The sequence below is a fragment of the Luteibacter sp. RCC_6_2 genome, from assembly GCF_041360655.1.
In the GTDB taxonomy this organism is placed as follows: domain Bacteria; phylum Pseudomonadota; class Gammaproteobacteria; order Xanthomonadales; family Rhodanobacteraceae; genus Luteibacter.
On sequence record NZ_JBFUPQ010000023.1, the window covers coordinates 1 to 24,714 of the forward strand.

Genomic DNA, 24,714 nt, shown 5'->3' on the forward strand with positions numbered 1-24,714 from the left:
GGCCGCGCAGCGGCTTCCTTTCCCGAGCGACGGTGTAACCGGAGCGACGAGGGTGGCGGCCGACGGCTCTGCCCCACACCCCAACGCGAGGGCGAAGCCGAGCCCACAACGCCAAACATAAAAAAAGCCCCGCGCATTCGCGCGGGGCTTTCATGGCACCAATGTCGAGGCGATCACGCCGCGATTTCGACGCCGGACGCCTGGGCCCCCTTCGGCCCATTGGTCACTTCGAACTTCACACGCTGGCCTTCCTGAAGGCTACGGAACCCCTTGGAGTTGATCGCAGAAAAGTGGACGAACACGTCCTCCCCACCGTCCTCGGGCGCGATGAAACCGAAACCCTTGGCATCGTTGAACCACTTGACCGTACCGAAACGCATTGCGGAAACCTCTGGACATGGACTGGAAGCACCCGGATGGCGAGGCGTTCCCCATGGATCCCCTTGGCCTGCCCCCGCGGCGCGCACAAAGTATCATCATGTTTTAGACCAAAGCGCAACTGGGAGGCTTTCCCGTCAGGCGTCCGCCAACAGGCGTCCGAGGATCGGCGGTACGTTCGCGGTCGCCGCCGCGAGGTGGGCGAAGATCTCCTCGATGCTTATTTCCGCTTCGTCACCGGCGCCCGCCGCGTAGTTGGCCACCAGGGCGAGGCAGGCGAATTCCAGGTCGAGTTCGCGTGCGAGCGCCGCTTCCGGCATGCCGGTCATGCCGACCAGGTCGCAGCCGTCGCGCTTCATGCGCGCGATCTCCGCCCGGGTTTCCAGTCGCGGCCCCTGGGTGATGCCATGCACGCCGCCGTCGATGATCGCCAGGCCTTCCGCACGCGCGGCGGCCACGATCGCCTGGCGCAGGCTCTGCGTGTAGGGCTCGCTGAAATCGATGTGACGCACTTCCGCGCCATCGACATCGTTGAAGCTGGTGTAGCGGCCGTGGGTGTAGTCGATGATCTGGTCCGGCACCACGAGGGTGCGCGGGCCCATGTCGTCACGGATGCCGCCCACCGCGTTCACGGCCACGACGCGGCGTGCGCCGAGCGAATGCAATGCCCAGAGGTTCGCCCGGTAATTCACCCGGTGCGGCGGCAACGTGTGGCTCTCGCCGTGGCGGGCGAGGAAGGCGAGACGCTTGCCACGGAAGTCGCCGGTCACGACGTCGCCGGAGGCCGGGCCGAAGGGCGTCTCGACGCGTTGGCGTTCGACATTCTCCAGGCCCTCGAAGGCATACAGGCCACTACCGCCGATGACGGCGAGATCGATACTCATCGGCGTCAGTCCTTCAGCGCGTAGATGGCCGGCAGGTTGCGCGCCTGCTCGTGGTAATCCATGCCGTAACCGAACACGTAGCGATCGGGAAGGTCCACGCCGTTGAAGTCGGCCTCGATGCCGTGCGCGCGTCGGCCATGCAGTTTCGTGCAGAGCACGGCCAGCAAGACGCGCGATGCCCCCATGTCGAGGCAGGCATCGCGCACTGCCTTCAACGTGTGGCCTTCGTCGAGGATGTCGTCCACCAGCAACACGGTACGGCCGTTCAACGGCACCTCGGGGCGACGCAGCCAGTGCAGGTCGCTTCCACTGGTCTCGCCGCGGTAACGGGTGGCGTGGACGTAGTCGAACTCGAGGTCGGTCCTGACCGATAACGCCAGCTGGCCGGCGAAGACCAACGCGCCATGCATCACGGTAAGGAAGACGGGACGTTCGCCGGCGAGGGCGATGTCGATCTCCTTGCCCATGCGGGCGATTTCGATATCGAGCTGTTCACGGGTGAACAGGATGTCCGAGCGCGCGAGCGCGTCGTCGAGCGAAGCGGCGGTCATGGGTAGTCAGGGCTCCAGGGCGGTCACGCGCGCGATGAACCGGTCGCGTTGGGGATTGTCGACGAGGCCTTCCCAGGTCGAACCGATCGCGCCACGCAAGGGTGCGATGCGTTCGGCCGGCGATGGGTGGCGGCCTTGGACCGCCGCGATCGCCTCGGGAACGACGTCGGGAAAGCAGGCGAGCACGAGGTCGCAGCCCGCATCGAGGTTAGCGGTCACGCGTGCGGCGATGCCGCCGACGCCGCCGGCCGCGGCCATGCTGATGTCGTCGCCGAACACGCAGCCGCGAAAACCGAGTTCGCCACGCAGGATGTCCTCGATCCAGATGCGTGAATAACCCGCGGGCCGATCGTCGACGGCGGGGTATTTCACATGCGCGGCCATGACGGCTTCCGCGCGCGCTTCCATGCCGGCCACGAAGGGCAGCAGGTCGTCGCGCAGGATCTCGTCCTTGCCGCGCGGATCGACGGCGACGGATTCGTGGGTGTCTTCCTTGACCGATCCGTGGCCGGGAAAATGTTTCAGCACGGCCGCCATGCCGCCCAGGTGCATGCCGCGCACATAGGCCTGCACGAGTTCCGCGGCGATGGCCGGATCGGCGTGGAAGGCGCGGTTGCCGATGGCCGCGCTGCCGCGTTCGAGATCGGCCACCGGCGCGAAGCTGAAATCGACGCCGATGGCGCGCATTTCGCTGGCCATGATCCACGCGTGTTCCTCGGCGCGGTTCACCGCCTCGACGGGATCGCTCTCGTACAACGCGCCGATCGCGGCGAGTGGCGGCAGTCGCGTGAACCCGTCGCGAAAGCGCTGCACGCGCCCTCCTTCCTGGTCGACGCAGACGAGGAAGTCGTCACCGGCGACGTCGCGGATGGAGTCGATCAAGGCCGTGACCTGTTCGCGCGAACGGAAGTTGCGTGAGAACAGGATCGCCCCGACCACGCCTGGCGCGGTGAGCCGGCCGTGTTCGTGCGCGGCCAGTTCGGTACCGGCAAGGCCGATGATCAGCATGCGGTGTCCTCCTTCCCTTCCCGCTCGGCGGCCGACCATGTCGCATAGGGCCGGCCGATCAGGTTGACGTTGTAATAGCGGGTCTGTTCGCTCACTTCGATGCCGAGCCAGTCCGGTCGCGGATACGCCGCATCGACCGAAGCCAGTTCCACTTCCGCGACGAACAGCCCGGCGTTGTCGCCCAGGAACTCGTCGATTTCGAAATGTGCGCCATCGAGCATGACATGGTGACGAATCTTTTCGAGCACGCCGTCGGACAGCTCGTGGAGCAGATGCTCCGCATCGGCGAGCGGAATGGCGTATTCGAACTCGTGCCGTTCGATACCGAGCGTGGCCGACTTGATGTTGAGCCATGCCGTGTCACCGGCGATGCGCACGCGCACCGAACACTTCGCCTGCCCGGCGGCGATGGCGGCGGCATTGACGAGGTAACCCTGCGCCATGCGCTCGCTGCGCTCCACGAGGGAACGCCAACCGTCGTTCGCGAGGAGGAACTTGCGTTCGATTTCGACGCCCATGGGTTCCCGTCCGTCAGCCGCGCTCGAACAGCGCGATGGATTCGACATGCGCGGTGTGCGGGAACATGTCCATGACACCGGCCGACACGAGTTTGAAGCCGTGCTTCTGCACGAGGATACCCGCGTCGCGCGCCAGCGAGCCGGGGTGGCACGATACGTAGACGACGCGCGAGGTGCCCTTGCGGGGAAGGTATTCCAGCACCTTGTCGGCACCGGCACGGGGCGGATCGAGCAGGATCTTGTCCCACGACTGCGTGGCCCACGGCGCATCGCGCTGGTCTTCGAAAAGATTGGCGACGCGGAACGAGGCGTTACCTAGGCCATTGCGGGCGGCATTGGCCGCCGCGCGTTCGACCAGGCCATGTTCGCCTTCCACGCCGACCACTTCCGCGGCGTGCCGGGCGATCGGCAAGGTGAAATTGCCGAGGCCGCAGAACAGGTCGAGCACCCGGTCCGCGGGCTGCAGGTCGAGCAGTTCCAGCGTGCGCGCGAGCATGCGCTGGTTCATGCCGGCATTCACCTGCACGAAGTCCAGCGGAAGGAATTCCAGTTCGACGTTTTCCGCCGGCACGGCGAAGGCCAGGCGTGGCGATTCGGGCCAGATCGGATGAACGCTGCTCTGGTTGCCCGGTTGCAGGTAGATGGCCAGGCCATGCGCCTTGCCGAACGCGACCAGGGCCGCCTGGTCCCGCTCCGACAGCGGTACCAGGTGACGGAACACCAGGGCCACGGTGTCGTCACCCGCGGCGAATTCCACCTGCGGGATATCGCGGGCCGCATCGAGGCCGCCGATCAGCGCGGCGAGCAGTCCCACCTTCGGCCCGAGCGCCGGATGGATGACCTCGCAGGTATCGATGTCCGCCACGAAACGCGGATTGGCTTCCTCGCGGAAGCCCACCAGCACGCGTTCCTTCTTCGCGACATAGCGAACCGAGAAACGGCCTTTGCGCCGATAGCCCCAGGGCTGGTCGGTGAGCGGCGGCAACCACGAGGCGGGACTCACCTTGCCGATACGCTCGAAGTTCTCCGCCAGCACGCGTTGCTTGGCGGCGATCTGCGCGGCCGGGTCCATGTGTTGCAGCGAGCAACCACTGCACTGGCCGAAATGCCGGCACTTCGGCGCCACGCGCTCGGGGGATGCCTCGAGCACCTGGACGATCTCGGCGTCGTCGTAGTTGCGGTGGCGCTTGCGGTACTTCAGCAGCACGCGCTCGCCCGGCAACGCGCCGGAGACGAAGGTGGCCTTGTTGTCGATGCGGGCGACGCCCCGGCCGTCGTGGCTGAGGTCGGTGATGGTGGCTTCGAATTCGGTCATGCGCTCAAAACGTAAAGCCCGGACCGCCGACGGCCCGGGCTGGCTGGGAGGACGCGCCGCGAGGCGTGCGATCCTGGCGGAATGCCTACTTGCGCTTCCAGGCGCCGGAGGCATCGCGATAATACCAGCCCGGCGGTGCGCGCTGGACCCAACCCTCGGCGAAGGTCTTGCGGATCTGCGGCTCCCACTCGGGGTGGCCGTTCGCCGCCGCGATGGCGCGATACAGCGTGTCGCGGTCGTTGTTTTCCTGCTTGACGAGGCCATCCGCCTGCGAGCGCTGGTCCAGGGGCAAGGCACCGGGGTCACGCACGGCCACCAGGCCATCGGCGGTGAAGCCCACTGCGCCGCTATCGAACAAGGCTTTCAGCTGGCCGCCGAAGCGGGCCTTCATGCGTGCACGGATCGCGTCGGTCTCCGGTGTGCGGACCTGGATGTCCGGCGATTCCGCCGCCAGCGCGACGGGAATGACCAGGTCGAGCAGCGACGCCGACGGCTGGTTGCCGGGCGCCGGACGCGCCGGCGCGTCCTTCGCGGGCGACGGCTTGCCGACCCCGCTCTCGTCGAGGACGTTGCCGATGAACTGGTCCGCGGCTTTCTGGGCCGCCGCCTCGGGGAAGTAGACATTGATGGTGACGCAGCCGACGAGGGCGAGCGCCGCGGCCACAATGAGGCCCATCAGGGGTTTACGCATGATTTCTACTCCACTTCCTGGGTTATCGCACGACGGGTCCGTCGCCTTCCGTTGCCGCTTGCAGGCGGCGGACCAGGGTATGCCAGTCCACTTCCCGCTGGTGTCCCACCACCGTCAGCCGGGGCAAACCGCTGCCCTCGACGATAGTGTAGCCATCCTTCGCCGGGCCCAGGCCGCCCATGCTGCAGACGTCGCCTTTCAGCGTGCACGACAAGCCGATGCGCTTATAACCGAAGGTCTTGAACAGCTTCAGCACCGTGCCCTGGAGTCCGCCGGCGATACCGCCCCCGCCTACGGAGGTGAGGTTGTTGACCGCTTTCTGACTGATCCTGCCCCCTTCATCGGCGACGAGGCTGGCCTTGAACGATGCCGGGCTCCAGGCGACCAGGCGAAGGTCGTCGATCGCGCCGTTCAGGCGGCCGGTGATGTTGCCGAAGTCGAACACCGAGGTCAGCAGGCCGAGGTCGAGGCGGCGCAGCGCGATGTCGCCGGTCAGCACGGGCGCATCGCCGAACGGACGCGACAGGGTCATGCCGGTGATATCGACGAAGCCGTCGAAGACGTTGAGGGACAGGCCGCCGGCCAGTTCCACCCGGTCGTCGACATAGCGCAGCGAGGGCACGGCACCGCCGAGCGTCCCCTGGAACTGTGGCCAACCGAGCGCTCGGCAGAAGGCGGCCATGTCGATCTGGGTAAGCGCCAGCGAGGTTTGCAGCCGTTCGCCGCTGGCCGCCGCCGGACGGAGGGAGAGCCCGAGAACGCGCAACTGGCCGTCGAGGACGGGAATCGCGAACGGCTTGTCCAGCTTCAGCGTGCCGCCGGTGCTGTGCCAGGAGGCCTCCGCCGCGCCATTCGGGATGCGGTAGACCCTCAAGGCGCGCCAGCCGAGCTTCGTCGCCGGTCGCTCGTCGGTGGCGCTCCAGTCGACGGAACCACGCAAGCCATCGATGCCGAGGCGGCCGTCGGACAAGGCCAGGTCCAGGCCGCCGGTCTGCATGGCGAAGGCCGTGAGCGCACCACCCTCCATCGCCACGTGGCCGGCCACTTCACCGCTCGCACGCAACCCATCGAGGCCGGCGTCACGCAGCAGTCCCTTGCCATAGCGGTTGTAGGCGGCCGGAAAGCGGGCATTGAACCGGTCGAACCGCAACCGCGACAGGTCGCCCTTGGCGGTGAAGCCGAGTTCGCCTTCGAGCTGCAAGGCGTCGGGATCGGTCAGGCGCAGGCGAGGGATCGCCAGTTCGCCTTTATGGGTACGGATGCCCAGCGCCAACTGCACGGCATGCGCCGGCAAGTCGGCATACAAGGGGCCGAGCAGCAGGTCGCCACCGCGCAAGGTGACGTCGAGATCGATCGACTGGCCGTCGGCGTGACTGTCGACACCGACGCGGCCGCCGCCGGACAACGACTGTCCGGCGAGCTTCCCGCCCGAACCGTCGAAACCGACACCGTCCAGCGCGAACTGGCCCGCCGCCTGGACGCCGTCTTCGAGGATGTCGAGCGCAAGGTCGGCATCGACCCGTCCCGCCGTGGCACGACCGGACCACACGGTGGAGAGCAGGCCCTGCAACCATCCCGCGGGAAGGTCCTTCAGCGTGATCTGCGCATGGGTAGGCTGGTCCATCGGCAAGGCCACCTGTGCGGAGGCCTTGTCCTGGCGCAGCGACACCTCGAGCGTATTCGCGGCGGCGTCGGCGACGATCCGCACGGTCGCGTTGCCCAGGGCGCCGCCCGGCGCACCCTTCAGCCGGATCGATCCATCGAACACCCAACGGCCAAGTTCGTCGCGATCGAGCACGCCGTCCAGGCCCAGGCCGAGCTTGCGCCAGCCCATGGCGGGCATGTCCGCGCGATCGGCGGTCAACTTCACGTCGAGGCCCCTGCCACTCGCCGCCGGGTCGATATCGGCCTGCATGCCGGACATCTCCAGTCCCGGCACCTGGAGCGTGTCGGCTCCCACCGACAGGCCCGCCTGCGCACCGTTCGCCCAAGCCAGAGCGATTGAGACGACGAGCAGCATGATGAACGGGCGGGTTGATACGGGGAGCATGGTCGGCCATTCTGCCAAATCCAGATGAACGACACGGAACGTTGCATGTCGCATGACGCCCCCTTTCTTCACGCCGCTTCCGGCGCGCGCCGGCTGCTGGTCGCCGACGACGATCCCTCCACGCGTCAGTTCCTCGCCGGCGCGCTTGGCGGGCACGGCTACAGGGTGACCCTCGCATGTGACGGCGCGGAGGCATTGTCGCTCGCCCGCGCCGAACGTTTCGATGCCCTCATCCTCGATTGCCGCATGCCCCACGCGGGCGCCATCGAGGTGCTGGCCACGTTGCGCGCCGATGCCGGTTCGGCCTCGCGAGAGGCCACCGCCCTGGCGACCAGCGCGGAAGTGCCTTCCAGCCTGCGTGCGGAATTACTCAAGGCGGGATTCGCGGGCATCATCGAAAAACCCTGCCGCATCGCCTCGGTGGTCGATGCGCTGGCGGCCACGCTGGGTATCGATGGGCAGCTGCGGGTGCTGGACGACCAGGCGGGCCTAACCGCGGCGGGCGATACGGCGACCATGCAGGCACTGCGCATGCTGCTGCGCGCCGAACTCGTGGAACTGGTGGCGGAACTGGACACCGTGGCGGTCGATCCGGCCGCCCTGGTGGAGCGCATGCACCGGCTGCGTTCCGCGTGCGGTTTCTGTGGCGCCACCCGGCTGGGAACGCAGGCGAAGGTATTGCAGGTGCATGTGCGGGAAACGCGCGCGGTGGTGCCGGATGCGTTGGCGCGATTCCGGGAGGAACTCGATGCGACGCTGGCGGCCTTGCCGGGCTGAAGGCGAGCCGTCAGCGCAGTACCCGCCACGCGCGCAATTCGCCACCGCCGAGGTGGAAACCGATCACCTGGCGCATCATGCGCCGTAGCGATGCCAGCCCGGCGGTGTCCGGCGCCTGGTCGGCGGCCAGCGCAAGCAGGTCGGCACCGCGAATCGCCTGTGGATCGCCGGCACGTCCCGGCCTGACGCCGGATTCGGGGTCGTAGAAATACGTCGCCGAGGGTTCGAGCGGTTCGCCCTGGACCGCGTCCACATCGAGCTGTAACGCATATCCCAGCGAGTCGAGCATGTCGCGCTCGAAGCGCCTCAGGGTCCAGGCCAGGGGTTCGCCTGCCGCCATGCGCCGCAACGTGCGTTCGTAGAAGGCGAACAATTCCGCGTTCGGATCTTGTCGTCCGGTGAGCCGGACCACCAGCTCGTTGAGGTACAGCCCGGCGAGCCCCGCGTCGCCGGTCAACCTCATCACCGCGCCGGAAGGCTCGGCGCCGCGAAGCGTGGCCAGTTCGCCCTTCAGGAGCATATCCAGCTGGATACGCTGGAACGGCTCGAGCTGGGCGCGTTGCAGGCGCGCCCGCTCCTTGCGCACTCCCCGCGCGACGACGCCGATGCGGCCGTAGTCGGGGGTCAGGCACTCGACCAGCAGTGAGGTTTCCCGATAGGGACGGGCGTGCAGGACGAAGGCGGGTTGTTGCTCGATGCGCATCGCGACCGGCGGCCGGCCCGTTTATTCGTAGCCGAAACGCTTGAGCAGGTTTTCGTCGTCGGCCCAGCCTTCGCGCACCTTGACCCACAACTTGAGGAAGACCTTGCGTTCGAACAGGTTCTCCATCTGCTTACGCGCGGACGTGCCGATAGCCTTCAGCTGCGCACCGCCCTCGCCGATGACGATGGCTTTCTGCCCGTCGCGCTCGACCCAGATCACGGCGTGCACCTCGGCGATACCGTCGGGACGATCCTGGAAGGCCTCGATCTCCACCGTGGTGGCGTACGGCAGCTCCTGGTCCAGCCGCAGCATCAGCTGCTCGCGGACCATCTCCGCGGCGAGGAAGCGCTCGCTGCGATCGGTGATCTCGTCTTCGCCGTAGATCGCGGCCTGTTCCGGCAGCCGCTTCAGGATGCCCTTCTCCAGGCCGGAAAGACCCTTGGACTTCAACGCGCTGACGTAATAGACGTCGTCGAACGGATGCTTCTGCATCAGGTCGGCGACGAAGGGCAGCATGACCGTCTTGTCCTTCTGCAGGTCGACCTTGTTGATCGCCAGCAGCTTCGGCATGTCCTTCTGTTCGGCGAGCGCCGCGTACATCGTCGCGTCCTCGTCGGTCCAGCGGCCGGCCTCGATCACCTGCACGGCCAGGTCGACCTCGGTGATCGCCGCGCGCGCGGCGCGATTGAGGCTGCGGTTCATCGCCCGCTTGCCGCCACGGTGCAGGCCCGGGGTGTCCACGTAGAGGATCTGCCCCTGGGGCTTGCTGGCGATACCGAGGATGCGGTGGCGCGTGGTCTGCGGACGATGGCTGACGATGCTCAGGCGCACGCCGATCAGGGCGTTGAGCAGCGTCGACTTGCCGACGTTGGGGCGACCGACCAGGGCCACGTAGCCACAGCGGAAGTCGTCGTCGACGACGGAGTCGTGTTCAGTGATGTCGATGTCATTCATATCTTGGTTTCCAGCAGGCGGCGAAGCACCGCTTCGGCGGCGTCCTGCTCGGCGGCGCGCCGGCTGCCGCCGCGTCCTTCGACGCGGATCGGCTCGGGTTCGTCGATGGAACAGCTGACGTCGAAGATCTTGGCATGGTCTTCGCCGTAACTGTCGGTGAGTTCGTAAACGGGCAGCGGCAAGCCCCTGCCCTGCAACCACTCCTGCAGGCGCGTCTTCGCATCCTTGCTGGAACGTTTGATTTCTGCCACACGGGGCATGAACAGCCTGCGTACGACCTGGCGGCAGGCGTCGTATCCATCGTCGAGGTAGACCGCCGCCACCAGGGCTTCGAAGGCGTCGGCCAAGATCGAATCGCGCCGGTAGCCGCCGCTCTTGAGCTCGCCCGGCCCCAACTTGAGGATGTCCCCCAGCTCGAGTTCACGCGCGATCACCGCCAGGGCCTGGCCGTTCACCAGCTGCGCGCGCAACCGCGAGAGTTCGCCTTCACTCGCGTTGGGATGGGCCTCGAAGAGCAATTCGGCCACCGTGACGCCCAGCAGGGCGTCACCGAGGAATTCCAGGCGCTCGTTGTTCGGCCGGCCAGCGCTTCGATGGGTCAGCGCCAGGGCCGCGAGGTCGGGGTTACGGAAGGAATGGGGAAACTGCACGATCGCTCGTTACACGGACGGATTCCTCAACTGCACGGCGTTGTCGAAGTGCAGGAGGAAGTCGATGTTGTAGATGAAATGGATTTGCTTCTCGTAGTTCACGTTCAGCGTGGCGCCGTTGCCGCTGCGGTCGAGCGTGATGTCCTTGGGCTGGATCGTCGCGTCGTCGACGTACTGGAAGCCCATCTTGAAGATGAGGTCGCGGCGGATGCTGTCGAGGTCCTGCGTGTTGCCGCTCGTCGCCAGCTGGCTCATCGCCTTCTTCACGCCGAAGAACTCGATGTAGGCCGGCACGAGCTTCATGGCCATGAAGGCGAAGAAGCCCAGCACGAGCAGCACGATGACGAAGCCGATGAGGGTAATGCCCGATTGCCTGGATTTCATGATCGTGTCCCGCCGCCACGGCGGCTCCCCTGTTCAAGACGGTGAATGCGTGCGGGGCGCGATACGCGCCCCGCAGCGGAGATTACCTTGTCCGGCGCCATCCGCAACGCCCGCCGGCGTGACGGAGGCCTCCGTTCGGTCAATGGATGACCTTGCCCATCTTGGAAAAATCGAGCCAGCCGTTACCCGGGCCGCGCCAGGCCAGCCAGACGAAGAACGCCTTGCCGACCAGGTTCTGCTCGGGCATGCAGCCCCACCAGCGGCTGTCGGTGCTGTTCATGCGGTTGTCGCCCATGACGATATAGCAGCCCTTGGGCACCTCGGAGGGGACGGCGGCGTTGGGGATGTCCTGGGGCATGTTGAACGCCGGAGTCAGCGCGATCGTGTGATTGATGCTGCCCAGGTGCTCGGTGTAGAGCTTCGACCCGTAGGTCATCAACAGGCGGTCCTCGGGGCGGTTCATGCTGCCCTTGAACGGACCGATCTCGTCGGCCCCGACGCGCTCGCCGTTGATGTAGAGCTCGCTGCCGCGGGTTTCGATGCGGTCGCCCGGCAGGCCGATCACCCGCTTGATCCAATTCTCGCTGGGCACCGGGGCGTGCGGGTCCTGGCAGGAGACGTCGCCGCTACGGACGGTCTTGCCGTTTTCGTCCTTGCACACGTAACCGGGGAAGCGGAAGACCACGACGTCGCCACGGCGGGGCTCGCCGTTCTCGACCAGCTTGTTGTTGAAGGCCGGCATGCGCAGGCCATAGGCGAACTTGTTGACCAGGATGAAGTCGCCGACGTCGAGCGTCGGCATCATCGAGCCGGAAGGGATACGGAAGGGCTCGGCCACGAACGAACGCAGGATGAGCACCACCAGGATCACCGGGAACAGGGAACGCGCCCAGTCGACCGGCCACGGTTCGGGCTGCTCCGTACCGGCGGCCTCCGCCCGGGCGCGACGCGCCTTCACCAGGAACAGGCGATCGAACAGCCAGATCACTCCGAAGAGGACCGTGAGGCCGAGTAGGATCGCCGAAAAATCGAATGCCGCCATGCCAACTCCATCAGTCGTGTCGAGGGGCCGTGAGGCCCATTCCGGCGCATCCGGCGCCGGGGTTCCATAGGTGAAAGGTCATGCCGCGACGGCGGCGCTCACTTGTCCACCTTGAGCACGGCCAGGAACGCTTCCTGTGGGATCTCCACGCTGCCGACCTGCTTCATGCGCTTCTTGCCTTCCTTTTGCTTCTCGAGCAGCTTCTTCTTGCGCGACACGTCGCCGCCGTAGCACTTGGCGAGGACGTTCTTGCGCAGCGCCTTCACCGTGGAGCGGGCGATGACGGCCGCGCCGATCGCCGCCTGGATGGCCACGTCGAACTGCTGGCGCGGAATCAGATCCTTCATCCGCTCCACAAGTTCCCGGCCACGGCGGTCGGCGTGCGAACGATGCACGATCAGGCTCAGCGCATCCACGCGGTCGCCATTGATCAGGATGTCCACGCGCACGAACGGACCCGCGTCGAAACGTTCCAGGTGGTAATCCATCGACGCATAGCCGCGCGAGACGGACTTCAGGCGGTCGAAGAAGTCGAGGACGACCTCGGCCAGGGGCAATTCATAGGTGACCTGGACCTGGGTGGCCAGGTACTGGATGGTCCGCTGCACGCCGCGCTTCTCTTCGCACAGCTTGATCACGTTGCCGACGTAGTCGCCCGGCGTGAGGATGGTCGCGACGATGATCGGTTCGCGGATCTCGGTGATCTGCTGCGGTGGCGGGAGCTTCGCCGGATTGTCCATGGCCAGCACGCTGCCATCGGTCTTGAGCACTTCGTAGACGACGGTCGGCGCGGTGGTGATGAGATCGAGGTCGTATTCGCGTTCCAGGCGCTCCTGCACGATTTCCATGTGCAGCATGCCGAGGAAGCCGCAACGGAAGCCGAAGCCCATCGCCTCGGAGCTTTCCGGCTCGAAGAACATGGCCGCGTCGTTGAGGCGCAGCTTGTCCAGCGCCTCGCGCAGCGCGGGGTAGTCGTCGGCCGACACCGGGAAGAGACCGGCGAACACGCGCGGCTTCATGGTCTGGAAGCCCGGCAGCGGAGCCGCCGCCGGCTTGCCCGCGTGGGTGAGCGTATCGCCCACGGGCGCGCCGTGGACGTCCTTGATCGAGGCGTTGATCCAGCCGACCTCGCCGGCAGCGAGGCGTTCGAGCTTTTTCCGCTTCGGGGTGAACACGCCGACGTCGTCGACGAGATGCGTGCGGCCGGTGGACATGACCAGGATCTTGTCGCCGGGACGAATCTCGCCCTGCATGACGCGCACCAGCGACACGACGCCGAGGTAGTTGTCGAACCAGGAGTCGATGATCAGCGCCTGCAGCTTGTCCGTGTCGCCCGGCTTCGGCGCGGGAATGCGCTGGATGATGGCTTCCAGCACCTCGACCACGTTCTGGCCGGTCTTCGCGCTGACGGGGATCGCATCGCTGGCGTCCAGGCCGATCACGGCCTCGATCTCGGCCTTGGCCTTGTCGATGTCCGCCGTGGGCAGGTCGATCTTGTTGAGGACCGGAATCACCTCCAGGCCCTGCTCGATCGCCGTGTAGCAGTTGGCGACGGACTGCGCCTCGACACCCTGCGCGGCATCGACGACCAGCAACGCGCCTTCGCACGCGGACAACGAGCGGCTGACCTCGTACGAGAAGTCGACGTGTCCGGGGGTGTCGATGAAATTCAGCTGGTAGGTCTTGCCGTCGCGCGCCTTGTACGGCAGCGATACCGACTGGGCCTTGATGGTGATGCCGCGCTCGCGCTCGATCGGATTGTTGTCGAGCACCTGCGCTTCCATTTCGCGCTCGGACAAACCCCCGCACAACTGGATGATGCGGTCGGCCAGGGTCGACTTGCCGTGGTCGATGTGGGCAATGATGGAGAAGTTGCGGATGAGTTCCATGGAGCGCCGTGGTCACGTTCACCATCGCTCGCGGCGCGAACGACGCGCGCCGGCCTTTTGGCCAGCGCGAATCCCGCATTATCGCATGGAAGGCCGACCGCCGCCGAGCGGCGGCCGGCCGGACCCTCAGCGCTCGCTGGGGACGGTGACCCCGACGAAGCGGGTGGAATCGTCGCGGCGGACCAGCAGCATGGCCGTATCGCCCGGCTTGATCCCCTTCACGGCATCGCGGAAGGCGGTGGCGCTGCCGACGCGCTTCTGGTTGACCATGAGGATCACGTCACCCGCTTGCAGGCCGGCGCTCGCCGCGGCGCGGCCGGTGATCCGGCTGACCACGACGCCCTCGCCCGCCTTCAGGCCGAGTTCCGCGCGGGCCGAGGCATCGATGTCCTGCACCGACATGCCCAGGGCCGCGGCCGAACCGCCGGCCGAGCCTTCGTCGCCACCGGCCGCGGCGGCCAGGGCGCTCTTGTCGCGCGGCAGCTCGCCGACCTTGACGTCGAGCACCTGCTTCTTGTGGTCGCGCAGGATCTCCACCTTCGCCGTGGAACCCGGCTTGGTGATGCCGACCAGGGGCGGCAGGTCGGGCGACTGGGTGATCGGCGTGCCGTTGAACGAGAGGATGACGTCGCCCTGCTTGATACCGGCCTTGTCGGCGCCGCTTCCGGGCGTGACCTGCGCCACGAGGGCGCCGTTGGCGTCGGGAAGGTCGAGATTCTTCACGAACTGGTCGACCGGCTGCACGGTGACGCCGAGCATGCCCCTCGACACGTAGCCCTTGTCCTTGATCTGCTGCACGACGTTCATCGCGACGTCGATCGGGATCGAGAACGAAAGGCCCTGGTAACCGCCCGAGGTGGAGTAGATCTGCGAGTTCACGCCGATGACCTGGCCCTGGAGGTTGAATAGCGGCCCACCCGAGTTGCCACGATTGATCGGCACGTCCGTCTGGATGAAGGAGGTATACGGCTGGTCGCCGCTGCCGAGGTTACGGCCGACGGCGCTGATGATGCCGTGGGTCACGGTGGCGTCCAGGCCGAACGGCGAGCCGATGGCGAGGGCCCACTGGCCCCGCTTCACGGTGCGCGAATCGCCGATGGTGACCGTGGGCAACGCACCGCCATCGACTTTCAACAATGCGATATCGTACTGGGGGTCCTTGCCGACGACCTTCGCGGTGAAGGTGCGGCGATCCTGCAGGCGGACCTTCACCTCGTCGGCATCGTCGACGACGTGGTCGTTGGTGAGGATGTAGCCATCCGCGGAAATGATGAAGCCCGAACCCAGCGAGGTCTGCTCACGCGGCGGCGTGGGCACGCCAGGCATGCCGAAGAAACGCCGCAGCAGTTCTTCCTGGTCGTCGGGAGCCGCGTCGGGGCCGCCGCGCGCCTTGCGGGCCGCGCCCGTGGTCTTCGCTTCCACGTGGACCACGGCGGGCGCGTTCTTTTCGACGATGCCGGTGAAATCCGGTAACGCTTGCGCCTGGGCGCCTGCGGTTACCACGAGCAGGGCGCCACCAAGTAGCGCGCGTGCATGCCAGAGAGCCATCGATTTCCTCCTTTTTACCTAACCACGGCTGCCCGTGCGAGGAATGACCCCGCACGTATCGTTACTGAACCTGGAGAATAAGCGCGCCTGGGGACGTCAGGCGCGCGTGGAACATGCGCCGCGGCTCAGCGAGCCTGCGGCACGACGACCGGCTGCACATACCGGGTACCGTCGGGACGGATCATCAGCATGTAGCCATTGCCTTCCGGGGCTGTGGCGGCCCGGGCGCGGTGAATCTGGTAAGGCGTGGAACGCGGCAGGTAGGCCGAGGCTCCACCGTCTTCCGAACTGTCGAAGGCGGCCTTCTGGGTGAACTGGGAGGCCATGCTGCCACCGCTGAGCCACTGCGGCGCGACGGGTGCCGCGGCAGGCGCGGGCGTGGCGTCGGCCAGCGGGGAATCGCCTACCGTGGGTGCGTGCTGGGCGACATCCGCCGTGCCCGGGCGGTTGCCGGCGGGCTGGGAGATCATCAACGCGGCGACCGCGACACTGGCGGCGATGGCGCCACCCGCCGACCACTGCAACCAGCGACGGCGCGGGGGGGCGGCCGCGGCACCGGGCTCCGCCTCGATGGCGGCCATGACCCGGCTGGCGAAATCGCTGGAGACCAGCGGCGCACCCTGCTTGCGCAGACCGTCACGCGCCACGTGGAACCGCGCCCACGTATCGGCGAGGACCGGATCGGCCTCGAGACGACGTAGCAGGAAGCGGATTTCCTCCCGTGACAGCTCTCCATCCATACCGGCGGAGAGAATTTCCCGATTGGCTTCGCTCATGGGTTGTGGTCCTCGCGGTCGGACAACAGCGGCCGCAGTTTCTGGTCGATGGCTTCACGAGCCCTGAAAATACGCGAACGGACGGTTCCGATGGGACAGTCCATGATGACGGCAATCTCCTCGTAGCTCTTGCCATCCACCTCGCGCAGGGTAATCGCGGCCCGAAGCTCTTCGGGCAAGGCTTGGACAGTGGAAAACACCGTTTGTTCCACCTGTTCACGCATCATTTCGCGCTCGGGGGTGGCGCTCTCGTGCATGCGGGTGGCCCCCGGCACGTAGACGGCATCCTCGATGTCGATATCGCCGGTGGGCGGGCGGCGGCCCATGGCCACCAGGTGGTTCTTGGCCGTGTTCACGGCGATCTTGTACAGCCAGGTATAGAAAGCGCTCTCGCCGCGGAAGGACTTCAGCGCGCGCCACGCGCGCACGAAAGCCTCCTGGGCGATGTCCTCGCACTCGGTCCGGTCGTGCACGTAGCGCGAGATCAGCGCGATGACCTTGTGCTGGTACTTGCGGACCAGCAGGTCGAAGGCGCGGCGATCCCCTTGCTGCACCCGTTCGACAAGTGCTTGATCCAATTCGTTTTCGCCCATCCGGGCCGTCTCCTCAACTCTATCGGGGCCAGTCGCGGGCGCAGCTGAGACATGCGGGCGCCGTGCAAGTTCATTGTGGACGGTCCGGAGTCGTCCCCACGGGGAGACATGCGGGCCCGAACCTGGACCTCAAGCGGAGCCCCACCTCCACAGGGTATCAGGCCGGGATGGCCCGCCCTTCGCTCACCAGCCGTTCGCGTTCGGCCAGCAGCTTCTCGAAGCTGGGCACGGGCAGCGGCCGGCAGAACAGGTATCCCTGCAATTCGTCGCAGCCGTTCGCACGCAGGAACTGCAGGTGCTGCTCGATCTCGACGCCCTCGGCCACCACCCCGCGCTTGAGCCGGTGGGCCATGTCGATGGTGGCGCGGACGATGGCTTCGTCGTCGGGGTCCACGCCGATGTTGCGGACGAAGCTCTGGTCGATCTTGATCCGGTCGGCCGGCAGCCGGCGCAGGTAGTCGAGCGAGGCGGCGCCGGTGCCGAAATCGTCGATGGCGATGCCGCAGCCCATCGCGTGCAGCGCGTCGAGCGTCTCGACCAGGTGTGGCACGGTCTTCACGCTGATGCTTTCGGTGACCTCGAGCTCGAGTTGCCGCGGGTCCAGCCCCGTGTCCTGTAGCGCGGAGGCCACGACGGCCGCGAGGTTCTGCTGCATGAGTTGCACCGCCGACAGGTTCACGCCGATGCGCAAGCCCAGTCCGTACCGCGCTTCCCATGCCCGGGCCTGCGCGCAGGCCGTGCGCAGCACCCACTCGCCGATCGGTACGATCAAGCCGCTCGCCTCGGCCAGCGGGATGAAGAACGCCGGGCTGATCATGCCCAGTTCGGGATGTTCCCAGCGGACCAGCGCCTCCATGCCGATGATGTCCTCGGTGACGGCATCGACCTGCGGCTGGTAGAACACGCGCAGTTCGTCGTTGCGTACCGCGTGGCGCAGGCGAACCTTCAGTTCGGCCTGCTGTTGCTGCGCGGCGTCCACGTTGGCGGCGTAGATCTGGTAGTTGTTGCGGCCCAGGCTCTTCGCGCCGTACATCGCCTCGTCGGCATGGCGCAGGAGCAGTTCGCCCTCGACGGCGTCGTCGGGAAAGAACGAGATACCGACCGAGATGGTCGCCTGGAGCTCGGAACCGTCCTCCAGCGATAACGGCACCTCCATGGCCTGCACTATTTTTTCGGCGATGCGCAGCACGTCGTCGCGCTTGATGATGTGGCGCAGGATCAGGGTGAACTCGTCGCCCGCATAGCGCGCGACGGTGTCGGAGGCTCGCACGCTGGCGCGCAGGCGCTTGGCCAGGGCGGTGAGCACCTGGTCGCCCACGCCGTGACCCAGCGTCTCGTTGATGCCCTTGAAGCGGTCGAGGTCGACCAGCAGCGTGGCGAAGCATTCGCCCGTGCGTTCCGCTTCGCGGATCGTGGTCTCGAGCCGGTCGTTGAAGAGCAGCCGGTTCGGCAGGCCGGTGAGCATGTCGATGAGCCCGCGCACCCGGCCCTGCTCACGCGCCCGGCGCAACTCGAGCGCGGAAGCGAACCGGGCGGTGGCCGCGCGCAGCGCGGGGCCGAGGACACGTGCGTCGCCCGCCGTCCGGCGACGGCCGGCGAGCAAGGCGCCGAGCACGCTGCGGCGCTCGTCCAGCAGGGGCAGCAAGACGTAGGAACGCAGGCCCAGCGTGTCGATGAGGGGATCGGTCACCGGCGCGTCCTCGCCGGCACCGAGCCGCGACAGCGTCTCGCCGCCCAGGCATACCTTGAGCAACGGCAGGTCGGAGGCGTCGGGCCATTCGACGGAACCGGGCCCGTTCCATATCCGCGCCAGCACTTCAGGGCCGTATTCGCTCTCGGGAAACGCCGACCATACGGCCACGACGTCGAGTTCGAGGGCATCGGCGAGCATCGCCGCGGCCTCGCCCATCCCTTCGTCGTCACTGGAACACGCGTCCAGCACGGCGAGCAGGGACAGTGCGCGCTCCGCCATGTCCACCGCGCGCATGTCGCGGAAACCGACGGCGATGCGGTGTTCGCCACGATCGACGATATGGCGCACGTCGACCTCGCCCCCGATGTCGCCACCGTCACGACGGCGCAGGGTGCAAGCCAGGCCCTCGCCATCGGGCACCGGCCATGCGGCGCCGTCCGCCAGCGCGAACATCTCCGCCAACAGGCGCCCTTGCACGGGCCCGTCGCCGGCGAAGAGCCTATCCATGGCGGCACCGCTCTCGATGACGCATCCGCCGGGTGTCGAGGCGATCACCCAGGCCGCGCCGGCGTCGAAGGCGAAGCGCCAGTCTTGGGGTTCGGGGCCGACCGCCGGGGCCGGCCCACGAACGGCCGCTCGCACCCGTTGCGCCAGTTCGACGCCGATGGCGCCTTCGCGCAGCCAGTCCACGGCGCCTTCCGGTGCCACGCCCGGATGGTCGTCGACGACATGGACGACCGGCACCGCGGCATACCTCGGCGAGGCACGCAGGATGCGCAGGCCCTGTGCCATGTCCGCGCTGCCATCCGCGCCGAACACGGCCACGTGCAAGGGCGGTGCGTCGGCGAGCAGCGCTTCCAGCTGGGTGGCGTCGCGCGCGCTCAGCAGTACGAAATCGCCGTCCCTGTCGAGCGCGTCGAAGACCGCGCGGCGGATATCCCGCCGCGGCGTGAAGATGAGCACGCCGATGGATTCCTTCATGCCTGCCATTCGCTCAGACCACCCAGCGGCCGTCGCGCAACCGCGGTGTCGCCGAGCGCGCGTGCCAGTCGGCTTCCACGCGCACCACGTCGCTCTCGAACGTGGCGAGCAGGCTGGGGCTCGCGCCGAGCAGCACGACCCGGCGGACATGTCCGGTCTGCGCGCGCGAAAGTTGCCGTAAAAGTGCACCGTCGGTGGCGCTGGGCACGCCGGCGGGCATGTCCAGGAGGTACACGCCGAAGTGGAGGCTCTGCGAGATGTAGCGCAGGGCGTCACCCAGGCGCAGGCAGCCTGGCACGCGCATCTGCGCGTCGCGCAGGCTCACCAGCCCTTCGGCATGGCGCCACAGGTAGACGGCCTGCCCGGTGCGCCGGGCGACCAGGCGGAATTGCTCGACCAGCAGGGCCGGATCGTTCGTCTTCAGGGCGACCAGGGGTCCCGAGGCCGACAGAATGCGGTCGAAGACATCGTTTCCTACGTTGGCATCCACGGACATCGGCGGTCGGTCGGCTTGAGTGGCGCGAAGTATCCGCCCATCCCCGGCCCCGCGCCAGCCGTCGTCCCACCCGCCCCGGGACACGCCATACGGCGGGGTATCTCGCATTCGTCCCGGCGGAAAGGTATGGTGATGCGCTCATTCGCCACCGTACGACCCGCCATGTTCGAAGGACTTCGATTCAAGCACTGGAAGACCAGCGTGGGCGACGACGGCATCGTCGTCCTCACCCTCGACCGCGAGGGCGCCAGCGCCAATGCGCTGTCGCGCGAGGTGCTCGACGAACTGGGCACCCTCGTCGAGCGCCTGGCCATCGAAAACCCAAAGGGAGTCGTCATCCACTCGGCGAAACCGATGGGTTTCGCGGTGGGCGCCGATATCCGGGAATTCGTGGAGTACGCGCAAACCGGCACCGTGCTCGACAATATCGAGAACGGCCAGCGCGTGTTCGAAAACCTCGCCCGCATGCCCTGCCCGACCGTCGCCGCCATCCACGGCGCCTGCATGGGCGGCGGTGCCGAACTCGCGCTGGCCTGCCGCCTGCGCATCGCCGCCGATGACGACGCCACGAAGATCGGCTTGCCCGAGGTCATGCTCGGCATCCATCCGGGATGGGGAGGCAGTGCCCGCCTGCCGCGCCTGATCGGCGCACCGGACGCGTTGCCGGCGATGCTCACGGGAAAACCGTTCAACGCACGCCGTGCGAAGGCCGTCGGCCTGGTCGATCGGCTCGCCCGTCCCGACGAACTGCTGGCCGAGGCCCGCGACCTGGCAAGGCGTCCGCAGGTGCGGCCGTTCGCGCAGCGGGCCAAGGCATGGGCCACGAACACCTTGCCCGTGCGGACCATCCTCGCGCCCATGGTGCGCAAGCAGACGGCCGCCAAGGTGCGTCGCGAGCATTACCCCGCCCCGTTCGCGTTGATCGACGTCTGGGCGCGCGGCGGCGGCAATATCCAGCAACGCCTCAAGCTCGAGGCGAAGTCGGTGGCGAAGCTCGCCACGACGTCGACCGCGCGTAACCTCATCCGCATCTTCTTCCTGCAGGAACGGCTCAAGGGGCTCGGCGGCGGGACGGACCACGGCATCAAGCACGTGCACGTGGTGGGCGCCGGCACGATGGGTGGCGATATCGCCGCATGGTCCGCGCTCAAGGGCTTCGACGTGACACTGCAAGACCGCGAACTGCGTTTCGTCGAACCCGCGATCAAGCGTGCCCGTGCGTTGTTCGAGAAGAAACTGAGGGCGCCGGCCAAGGTCGATGCCGCCGTCGCACGCCTGCGCGCCGACGTGGAGGGCAAGGGCGTCGCCGATGCCGACCTCGCCATCGAGGCCATCTTCGAGAACCCCGAAGCCAAGCACGCGCTCTATGCGGCGATCGAGCCGCAATTCCAGGCCGACGAGATCCTCGCCAGCAACACGTCGTCCATTCCGCTTGACGAACTCCGCCAGGGTCTGAAGGCGCCGCAACGTTTCCTCGGCCTGCATTTCTTCAACCCGGTGGCGCAGATGCCGCTGGTGGAAGTGGTGCGCCACGATGCCCTCGATCCCGCGATCGAGAAGCGCGCGCTCGCCTTCTGCAAGGCGATCGGCAAGCTTCCCGTGCCGGTGAAGGGAACGCCGGGCTTCCTGGTCAACCGCATCCTCATGCCCTACCTGATGGAAGCGATGCGCCTGTACAACGAAGGCGTGCCGGGACCGGTGCTCGACCGCGAAGCGAAGAAGTTCGGCATGCCCATGGGCCCGATCGAACTGGCCGATACCGTCGGGCTCGACGTCTGCGCCTCGGTCGGCAAGGAACTCGCGCCGTTCCTCGGCCTGGAGATTCCCCAAGGCCTGGAAGACAGGCTCGCCGCGAACAAGCGCGGCAAGAAGGATGGCGAAGGCCTGTACGTGTGGAAGGACGGCAAGCCGGACAAGCCGGAAGTCGATCCGGACTACGTCCCGCCAGCGGACATCCAGGACCGCATGATCCTGCCCATGATCAACGAAGCCATCGCCTGCCTGGCCGAGAACGTCGTCGACGATGCCGACCTGCTCGATGCGGGCGTCATCTTCGGCACGGGCTTCGCACCCTTCCGTGGTGGCCCCATCCAGTACGTGCGCAGCGAAGGCGTGGCCACGGTGCGCGAGCGCCTGGCGAAGCTGGAGCAGAAGCACGGCGCGCGCTTCGCCCGGAAGGAAGGTTGGGAGAATCCGGAGTTGACCGCTCCGGCGGCTTAGCCTGGCAGCTGCTACTCAAGGCTCCGCGCCATCGCCGACAGGGTTGGCTCCCACCAAGACCTGCGCAGGTCTTGGGTGGGAGCCGACCCTGTCGGCGATGCTCTTGATCGGTAGGAAGCCGCTTCAGCGGCGATGCTTTTGCTTTGGTGGGAAGCCGGTTCAGCGGCGATCAGCGCAGCCTCACCACATCAAATCGTCAGGCACCCCATCATCCGACTCGTCCGCCGCGTTCGGATCGACCATCAACGCGATGAACTCCGGCGCGATGCCGCGCAGTTCCTCGATCACCGCCTTGTCCACCACCAGGTAACGCCCACCCTGCTGCACGACGCCCAGTTCCCCGGCATTCAAGGCGGCCAGTTGCGCGGTGTCGACGTATACGCGGCGAATCTTTTCGCCATACGGAAAATGACGCACCTGGTCGGCGTCGGGCAGGTTCAACGCCTTCCCTTTCAGCAGTTCCTCGACCTTGCGCTTCTTCTCCTTGCGTAACCGTGCCTGCTCGGCCGCTTCCGCTTCCACCCTGCGGCGCTCGGCGGCTTCATTCTGCGCGCGGATCGCATAGGCCTTGGCGAGGTCGATCTCGCCGTCCTTGCGCGGCGGGCGTTGCCCAGGCACGCCCGGCTTGCCCGCGTGGCGCGGCGGACGGCCTGCCTGATTCGGACCGCCCTGGTTCCGTGTGTTGCCGCCACCGTGCGGCTTGCCGCCCTGCTTCGGGCGATCGCCGGCATACGGTTGGCCGCTGGCGGAGGTATTGCCAGCTTGCCGCGACGGCGGCGCCGGCTTCCGTTTTTCCTCGCGAATTTCCTTCACGAGGCCACTCTTCAACAACTGGTCGCGCAGGGACTCTGCCATGATCGGTAAGGCTCGTTCGAATGCTTCAGTAGTGCGGCGGCGGGGGCTCGTTGGCGGCATCGCTGCCCAGCCCCGCGCGCATGTTCACGAGATCCGAGCGCAGGTCGCGCACGGCTCGTTCCAGTAGGTCGAGCCGGCGGGCGATTTCCGCGTCGGCCGATGAAAGCGCATTGACGGTGTCGTCGATGAAAGCGAGGCGCACCTCGAGTTCGACCACGCGTTCGTCCAGGTCAGCCATGTTCACGCCCTGCCAGGCTACGGCCACGGCCGATGCCGTAGTACGCGATGCCGGCTTCCTCGACCACGACCGGATCGTAAAGATTGCGGCCGTCGAAAATCACCGGCGATACGAGCAACGATTTCACGCGCCCGAAATCGGGGCTGCGGAAAGCCTTCCATTCGGTGACGATGACCAGTGCATCGGCGCCTTCCAGCGCGGCGTAAGGACGCTCGACCAGCGCGAGGTCGTCACGATCGCCGTAGATGCGATGGGTTTCTTCCGCGGCTTCCGGGTCGAACGCGCGAACGCGCGCACCGGCCTCCCACAACTGTTCCATGAGGCGGCGGCTGGAGGCTTCGCGCATGTCGTCGGTATTGGGCTTGAAGGCCAGGCCCCACACGGCGATGGTGCGGCCTTTCAGCTTGCCATCGAAATGCTTCGAAAGCAGGGCGAACAGTCGCGACTTCTGCGCATCGTTCACCGCCTCCACCGCGTCGAGCAGGCGCGCTTCGTAGCCGACCGAGTGGGCGGTGCGCGCCAGCGCCTGCACATCCTTCGGGAAGCAGGAGCCGCCGTAACCGGCGCCGGGATAGATGAAGTGATAACCGATGCGCGGATCGGCACCGATACCCTGGCGAACCAGTTCCACATCGGCGCCGACGTGCTCGGCGATATTGGCGATCTCGTTCATGAAGCTGATCTTCGTCGCCAGCATCGCGTTCGCGGCGTACTTGGTCAGTTCGGCCGAACGCTCGTCCATCACCACCATGCGGTCGTGGTTGCGATTGAACGCCGCGTACAGTTTCCGCAGCACGCCGATGGCCTTCTGGCTGGAGGCGCCGACGATGATGCGATCCGGACGCAGGCAATCCTCGACGGCGTCGCCCTCCTTCAGGAATTCCGGATTGGAAACGACATCGAACGGTACGTCGACGCCGCGCTTCTCCAATCGTGCCGCCACCGCGGCGCGCACGCGATCGGCGGTGCCCACGGGCACGGTCGATTTGTTCACCACCACGGTATAGCGATCGATGTGATCGCCGATGGTCTTCGCCACGGCCAGCACATACTGCAGGTCGGCGCTGCCATCCTCGTCGGGCGGCGTGCCGACCGCGATGAACACGATGTCGGCATGGGCGATGGCCGGTGCGGCAACCGTCGTGAAATCGAGGCGCCCGTCCGCATGGTTGCGGATGACCATGGGCTCCAGGCCCGGCTCGTAAATCGGGACATCACCCTGCTTCAGGCGTTCGACCTTGCCGGCGTCGACATCCACGCAGACGACGTGGTTGCCCATCTCGGCGAGGCAGGCCCCCGTGACGAGACCCACGTAGCCGGTTCCAAAGATCGTGACTTTCATGAAGCTCCCGGAGCTTTCGACAGGCTCGTCGTAACGGTCAATTGTAGTCCGGCACGCGCGGCAAACAAACCAAGATGACCTACGGTGGAGCTGAAGTCTTGGTGGGAGCCATGCCTTGGTGGGAGCCGACCCTGTCGGCGATGGGTGCATGCCGCAACCTTGCCCGCTGCCGCGGGAT

At 66.9% G+C, this 24,714-nt stretch carries 24 protein-coding genes; 2 read left to right on the top strand and 22 right to left on the bottom strand.

Annotated features, from left to right (window positions below; all coding sequences use genetic code 11):
• Positions 1–173 precede the first annotated feature (173 nt).
• The 8 genes from AB6730_RS18295 to AB6730_RS18330 all read right to left on the bottom strand — a co-directional run bounded on the left by AB6730_RS18295 (position 174) and on the right by AB6730_RS18330 (position 7,395).
• On the bottom strand, positions 174–380 hold the full coding sequence (locus tag AB6730_RS18295) for a cold-shock protein (RefSeq protein WP_306846354.1): 207 nt from the start codon (positions 378–380) through the stop codon (positions 174–176).
• 135 nt (positions 381–515) lie between these two features.
• Positions 516–1,262: an S-methyl-5'-thioinosine phosphorylase gene (locus AB6730_RS18300; RefSeq protein ID WP_371025028.1), complete on the bottom strand. Its 747-nt coding sequence runs from the start codon at positions 1,260–1,262 to the stop codon at positions 516–518.
• Positions 1,263–1,267: 5 nt separating this feature from the next.
• Entirely contained in the window at positions 1,268–1,813 is a 546-nt protein-coding gene (locus AB6730_RS18305; RefSeq protein WP_371025029.1) for a hypoxanthine-guanine phosphoribosyltransferase, read from the bottom strand.
• Positions 1,814–1,819: 6 nt separating this feature from the next.
• Positions 1,820–2,821, bottom strand: coding sequence for a beta-N-acetylhexosaminidase (nagZ, locus tag AB6730_RS18310; protein WP_371025030.1), 1,002 nt, complete (start codon positions 2,819–2,821; stop codon positions 1,820–1,822).
• Positions 2,815–3,339 carry a CYTH domain-containing protein gene (locus AB6730_RS18315; RefSeq protein WP_371025031.1) on the bottom strand — a complete coding sequence of 175 codons (525 nt, stop codon included), beginning with the start codon at positions 3,337–3,339 and terminating at the stop codon, positions 2,815–2,817. The genes nagZ and AB6730_RS18315 overlap by 7 nt, the downstream gene beginning before the upstream one ends.
• 13 nt (positions 3,340–3,352) lie before the next feature.
• A complete protein-coding gene (rlmD, locus tag AB6730_RS18320; protein WP_371025032.1) occupies positions 3,353–4,654 on the bottom strand; it encodes a 23S rRNA (uracil(1939)-C(5))-methyltransferase RlmD in 1,302 nt (433 codons plus the stop codon).
• An 85-nt stretch (positions 4,655–4,739) separates the two neighbouring features.
• Complete coding sequence (locus AB6730_RS18325; RefSeq protein ID WP_371025033.1) at positions 4,740–5,345, bottom strand: YdbL family protein; 606 nt, start codon at positions 5,343–5,345, stop codon at positions 4,740–4,742.
• 22 nt (positions 5,346–5,367) lie between these two features.
• The gene (locus AB6730_RS18330; protein WP_371025034.1) at positions 5,368–7,395 is read right to left on the bottom strand and encodes a hypothetical protein; all 2,028 of its coding nucleotides are present in this window, start codon (positions 7,393–7,395) and stop codon (positions 5,368–5,370) included.
• Positions 7,396–7,440: 45 nt separating this feature from the next.
• Here AB6730_RS18330 and AB6730_RS18335 point away from each other — a divergent pair, with 45 nt between their 5' ends.
• Positions 7,441–8,172, top strand: a complete 732-nt coding sequence (locus AB6730_RS18335) for a response regulator (RefSeq protein ID WP_371025035.1) — start codon at positions 7,441–7,443, stop codon at positions 8,170–8,172.
• 10 nt (positions 8,173–8,182) lie between these two features.
• Here the strand turns inward: AB6730_RS18335 and recO are convergent, their stop codons facing one another.
• From recO to AB6730_RS18390, 11 genes are all read right to left on the bottom strand, one after another.
• On the bottom strand, positions 8,183–8,875 hold the full coding sequence (gene recO / locus AB6730_RS18340; protein WP_371025036.1) for a DNA repair protein RecO: 693 nt from the start codon (positions 8,873–8,875) through the stop codon (positions 8,183–8,185).
• A gap of 21 nt (positions 8,876–8,896) precedes the next feature.
• Complete coding sequence (era, locus tag AB6730_RS18345; protein WP_371025037.1) at positions 8,897–9,829, bottom strand: GTPase Era; 933 nt, start codon at positions 9,827–9,829, stop codon at positions 8,897–8,899.
• Positions 9,826–10,482: a ribonuclease III gene (gene rnc / locus AB6730_RS18350; RefSeq protein ID WP_371025054.1), complete on the bottom strand. Its 657-nt coding sequence runs from the start codon at positions 10,480–10,482 to the stop codon at positions 9,826–9,828. Before rnc ends, era begins: the two co-directional genes overlap by 4 nt.
• Before the next feature lie 6 nt (positions 10,483–10,488).
• Positions 10,489–10,863 carry a DUF4845 domain-containing protein gene (locus AB6730_RS18355; protein ID WP_371025038.1) on the bottom strand — a complete coding sequence of 125 codons (375 nt, stop codon included), beginning with the start codon at positions 10,861–10,863 and terminating at the stop codon, positions 10,489–10,491.
• 139 nt (positions 10,864–11,002) lie between these two features.
• Positions 11,003–11,905, bottom strand: a complete 903-nt coding sequence (gene lepB / locus AB6730_RS18360; protein ID WP_371025039.1) for a signal peptidase I — start codon at positions 11,903–11,905, stop codon at positions 11,003–11,005.
• 98 nt (positions 11,906–12,003) lie between these two features.
• Positions 12,004–13,794 (bottom strand): translation elongation factor 4, encoded by a 1,791-nt coding sequence (lepA, locus tag AB6730_RS18365; RefSeq protein WP_371025040.1) that lies wholly within the window; start codon positions 13,792–13,794, stop codon positions 12,004–12,006.
• Between the two features lie 126 nt (positions 13,795–13,920).
• A complete protein-coding gene (locus tag AB6730_RS18370) occupies positions 13,921–15,342 on the bottom strand; it encodes a DegQ family serine endoprotease (protein WP_371025041.1) in 1,422 nt (473 codons plus the stop codon).
• A gap of 125 nt (positions 15,343–15,467) precedes the next feature.
• Positions 15,468–16,118, bottom strand: coding sequence for a sigma-E factor negative regulatory protein (locus AB6730_RS18375; protein ID WP_371025042.1), 651 nt, complete (start codon positions 16,116–16,118; stop codon positions 15,468–15,470).
• Entirely contained in the window at positions 16,115–16,711 is a 597-nt protein-coding gene (rpoE, locus tag AB6730_RS18380; RefSeq protein WP_306846319.1) for an RNA polymerase sigma factor RpoE, read from the bottom strand. Before rpoE ends, AB6730_RS18375 begins: the two co-directional genes overlap by 4 nt.
• A 157-nt stretch (positions 16,712–16,868) precedes the next feature.
• Positions 16,869–19,385: a putative bifunctional diguanylate cyclase/phosphodiesterase gene (locus AB6730_RS18385; protein WP_371025043.1), complete on the bottom strand. Its 2,517-nt coding sequence runs from the start codon at positions 19,383–19,385 to the stop codon at positions 16,869–16,871.
• A 13-nt stretch (positions 19,386–19,398) separates the two neighbouring features.
• Complete coding sequence (locus AB6730_RS18390) at positions 19,399–19,881, bottom strand: hypothetical protein (RefSeq protein ID WP_371025044.1); 483 nt, start codon at positions 19,879–19,881, stop codon at positions 19,399–19,401.
• A 162-nt stretch (positions 19,882–20,043) separates the two neighbouring features.
• Here AB6730_RS18390 and AB6730_RS18395 point away from each other — a divergent pair, with 162 nt between their 5' ends.
• Positions 20,044–22,101, top strand: coding sequence for a 3-hydroxyacyl-CoA dehydrogenase NAD-binding domain-containing protein (locus AB6730_RS18395; RefSeq protein WP_371025055.1), 2,058 nt, complete (start codon positions 20,044–20,046; stop codon positions 22,099–22,101).
• Between the two features lie 180 nt (positions 22,102–22,281).
• Here the strand turns inward: AB6730_RS18395 and AB6730_RS18400 are convergent, their stop codons facing one another.
• Genes AB6730_RS18400 through AB6730_RS18410 form a run of 3 tightly spaced genes read right to left on the bottom strand, consistent with a single transcriptional unit; the run spans position 22,282 to position 24,536 of the window.
• Positions 22,282–22,956, bottom strand: coding sequence for a DUF2058 domain-containing protein (locus AB6730_RS18400; protein ID WP_371025045.1), 675 nt, complete (start codon positions 22,954–22,956; stop codon positions 22,282–22,284).
• A gap of 25 nt (positions 22,957–22,981) precedes the next feature.
• Complete coding sequence (locus AB6730_RS18405; protein WP_306846309.1) at positions 22,982–23,194, bottom strand: SlyX family protein; 213 nt, start codon at positions 23,192–23,194, stop codon at positions 22,982–22,984.
• The gene (locus AB6730_RS18410) at positions 23,187–24,536 is read right to left on the bottom strand and encodes a UDP-glucose/GDP-mannose dehydrogenase family protein (protein WP_371025046.1); all 1,350 of its coding nucleotides are present in this window, start codon (positions 24,534–24,536) and stop codon (positions 23,187–23,189) included. The genes AB6730_RS18405 and AB6730_RS18410 overlap by 8 nt, the downstream gene beginning before the upstream one ends.
• Between the last annotated feature and the right edge of the window lie 178 nt (positions 24,537–24,714).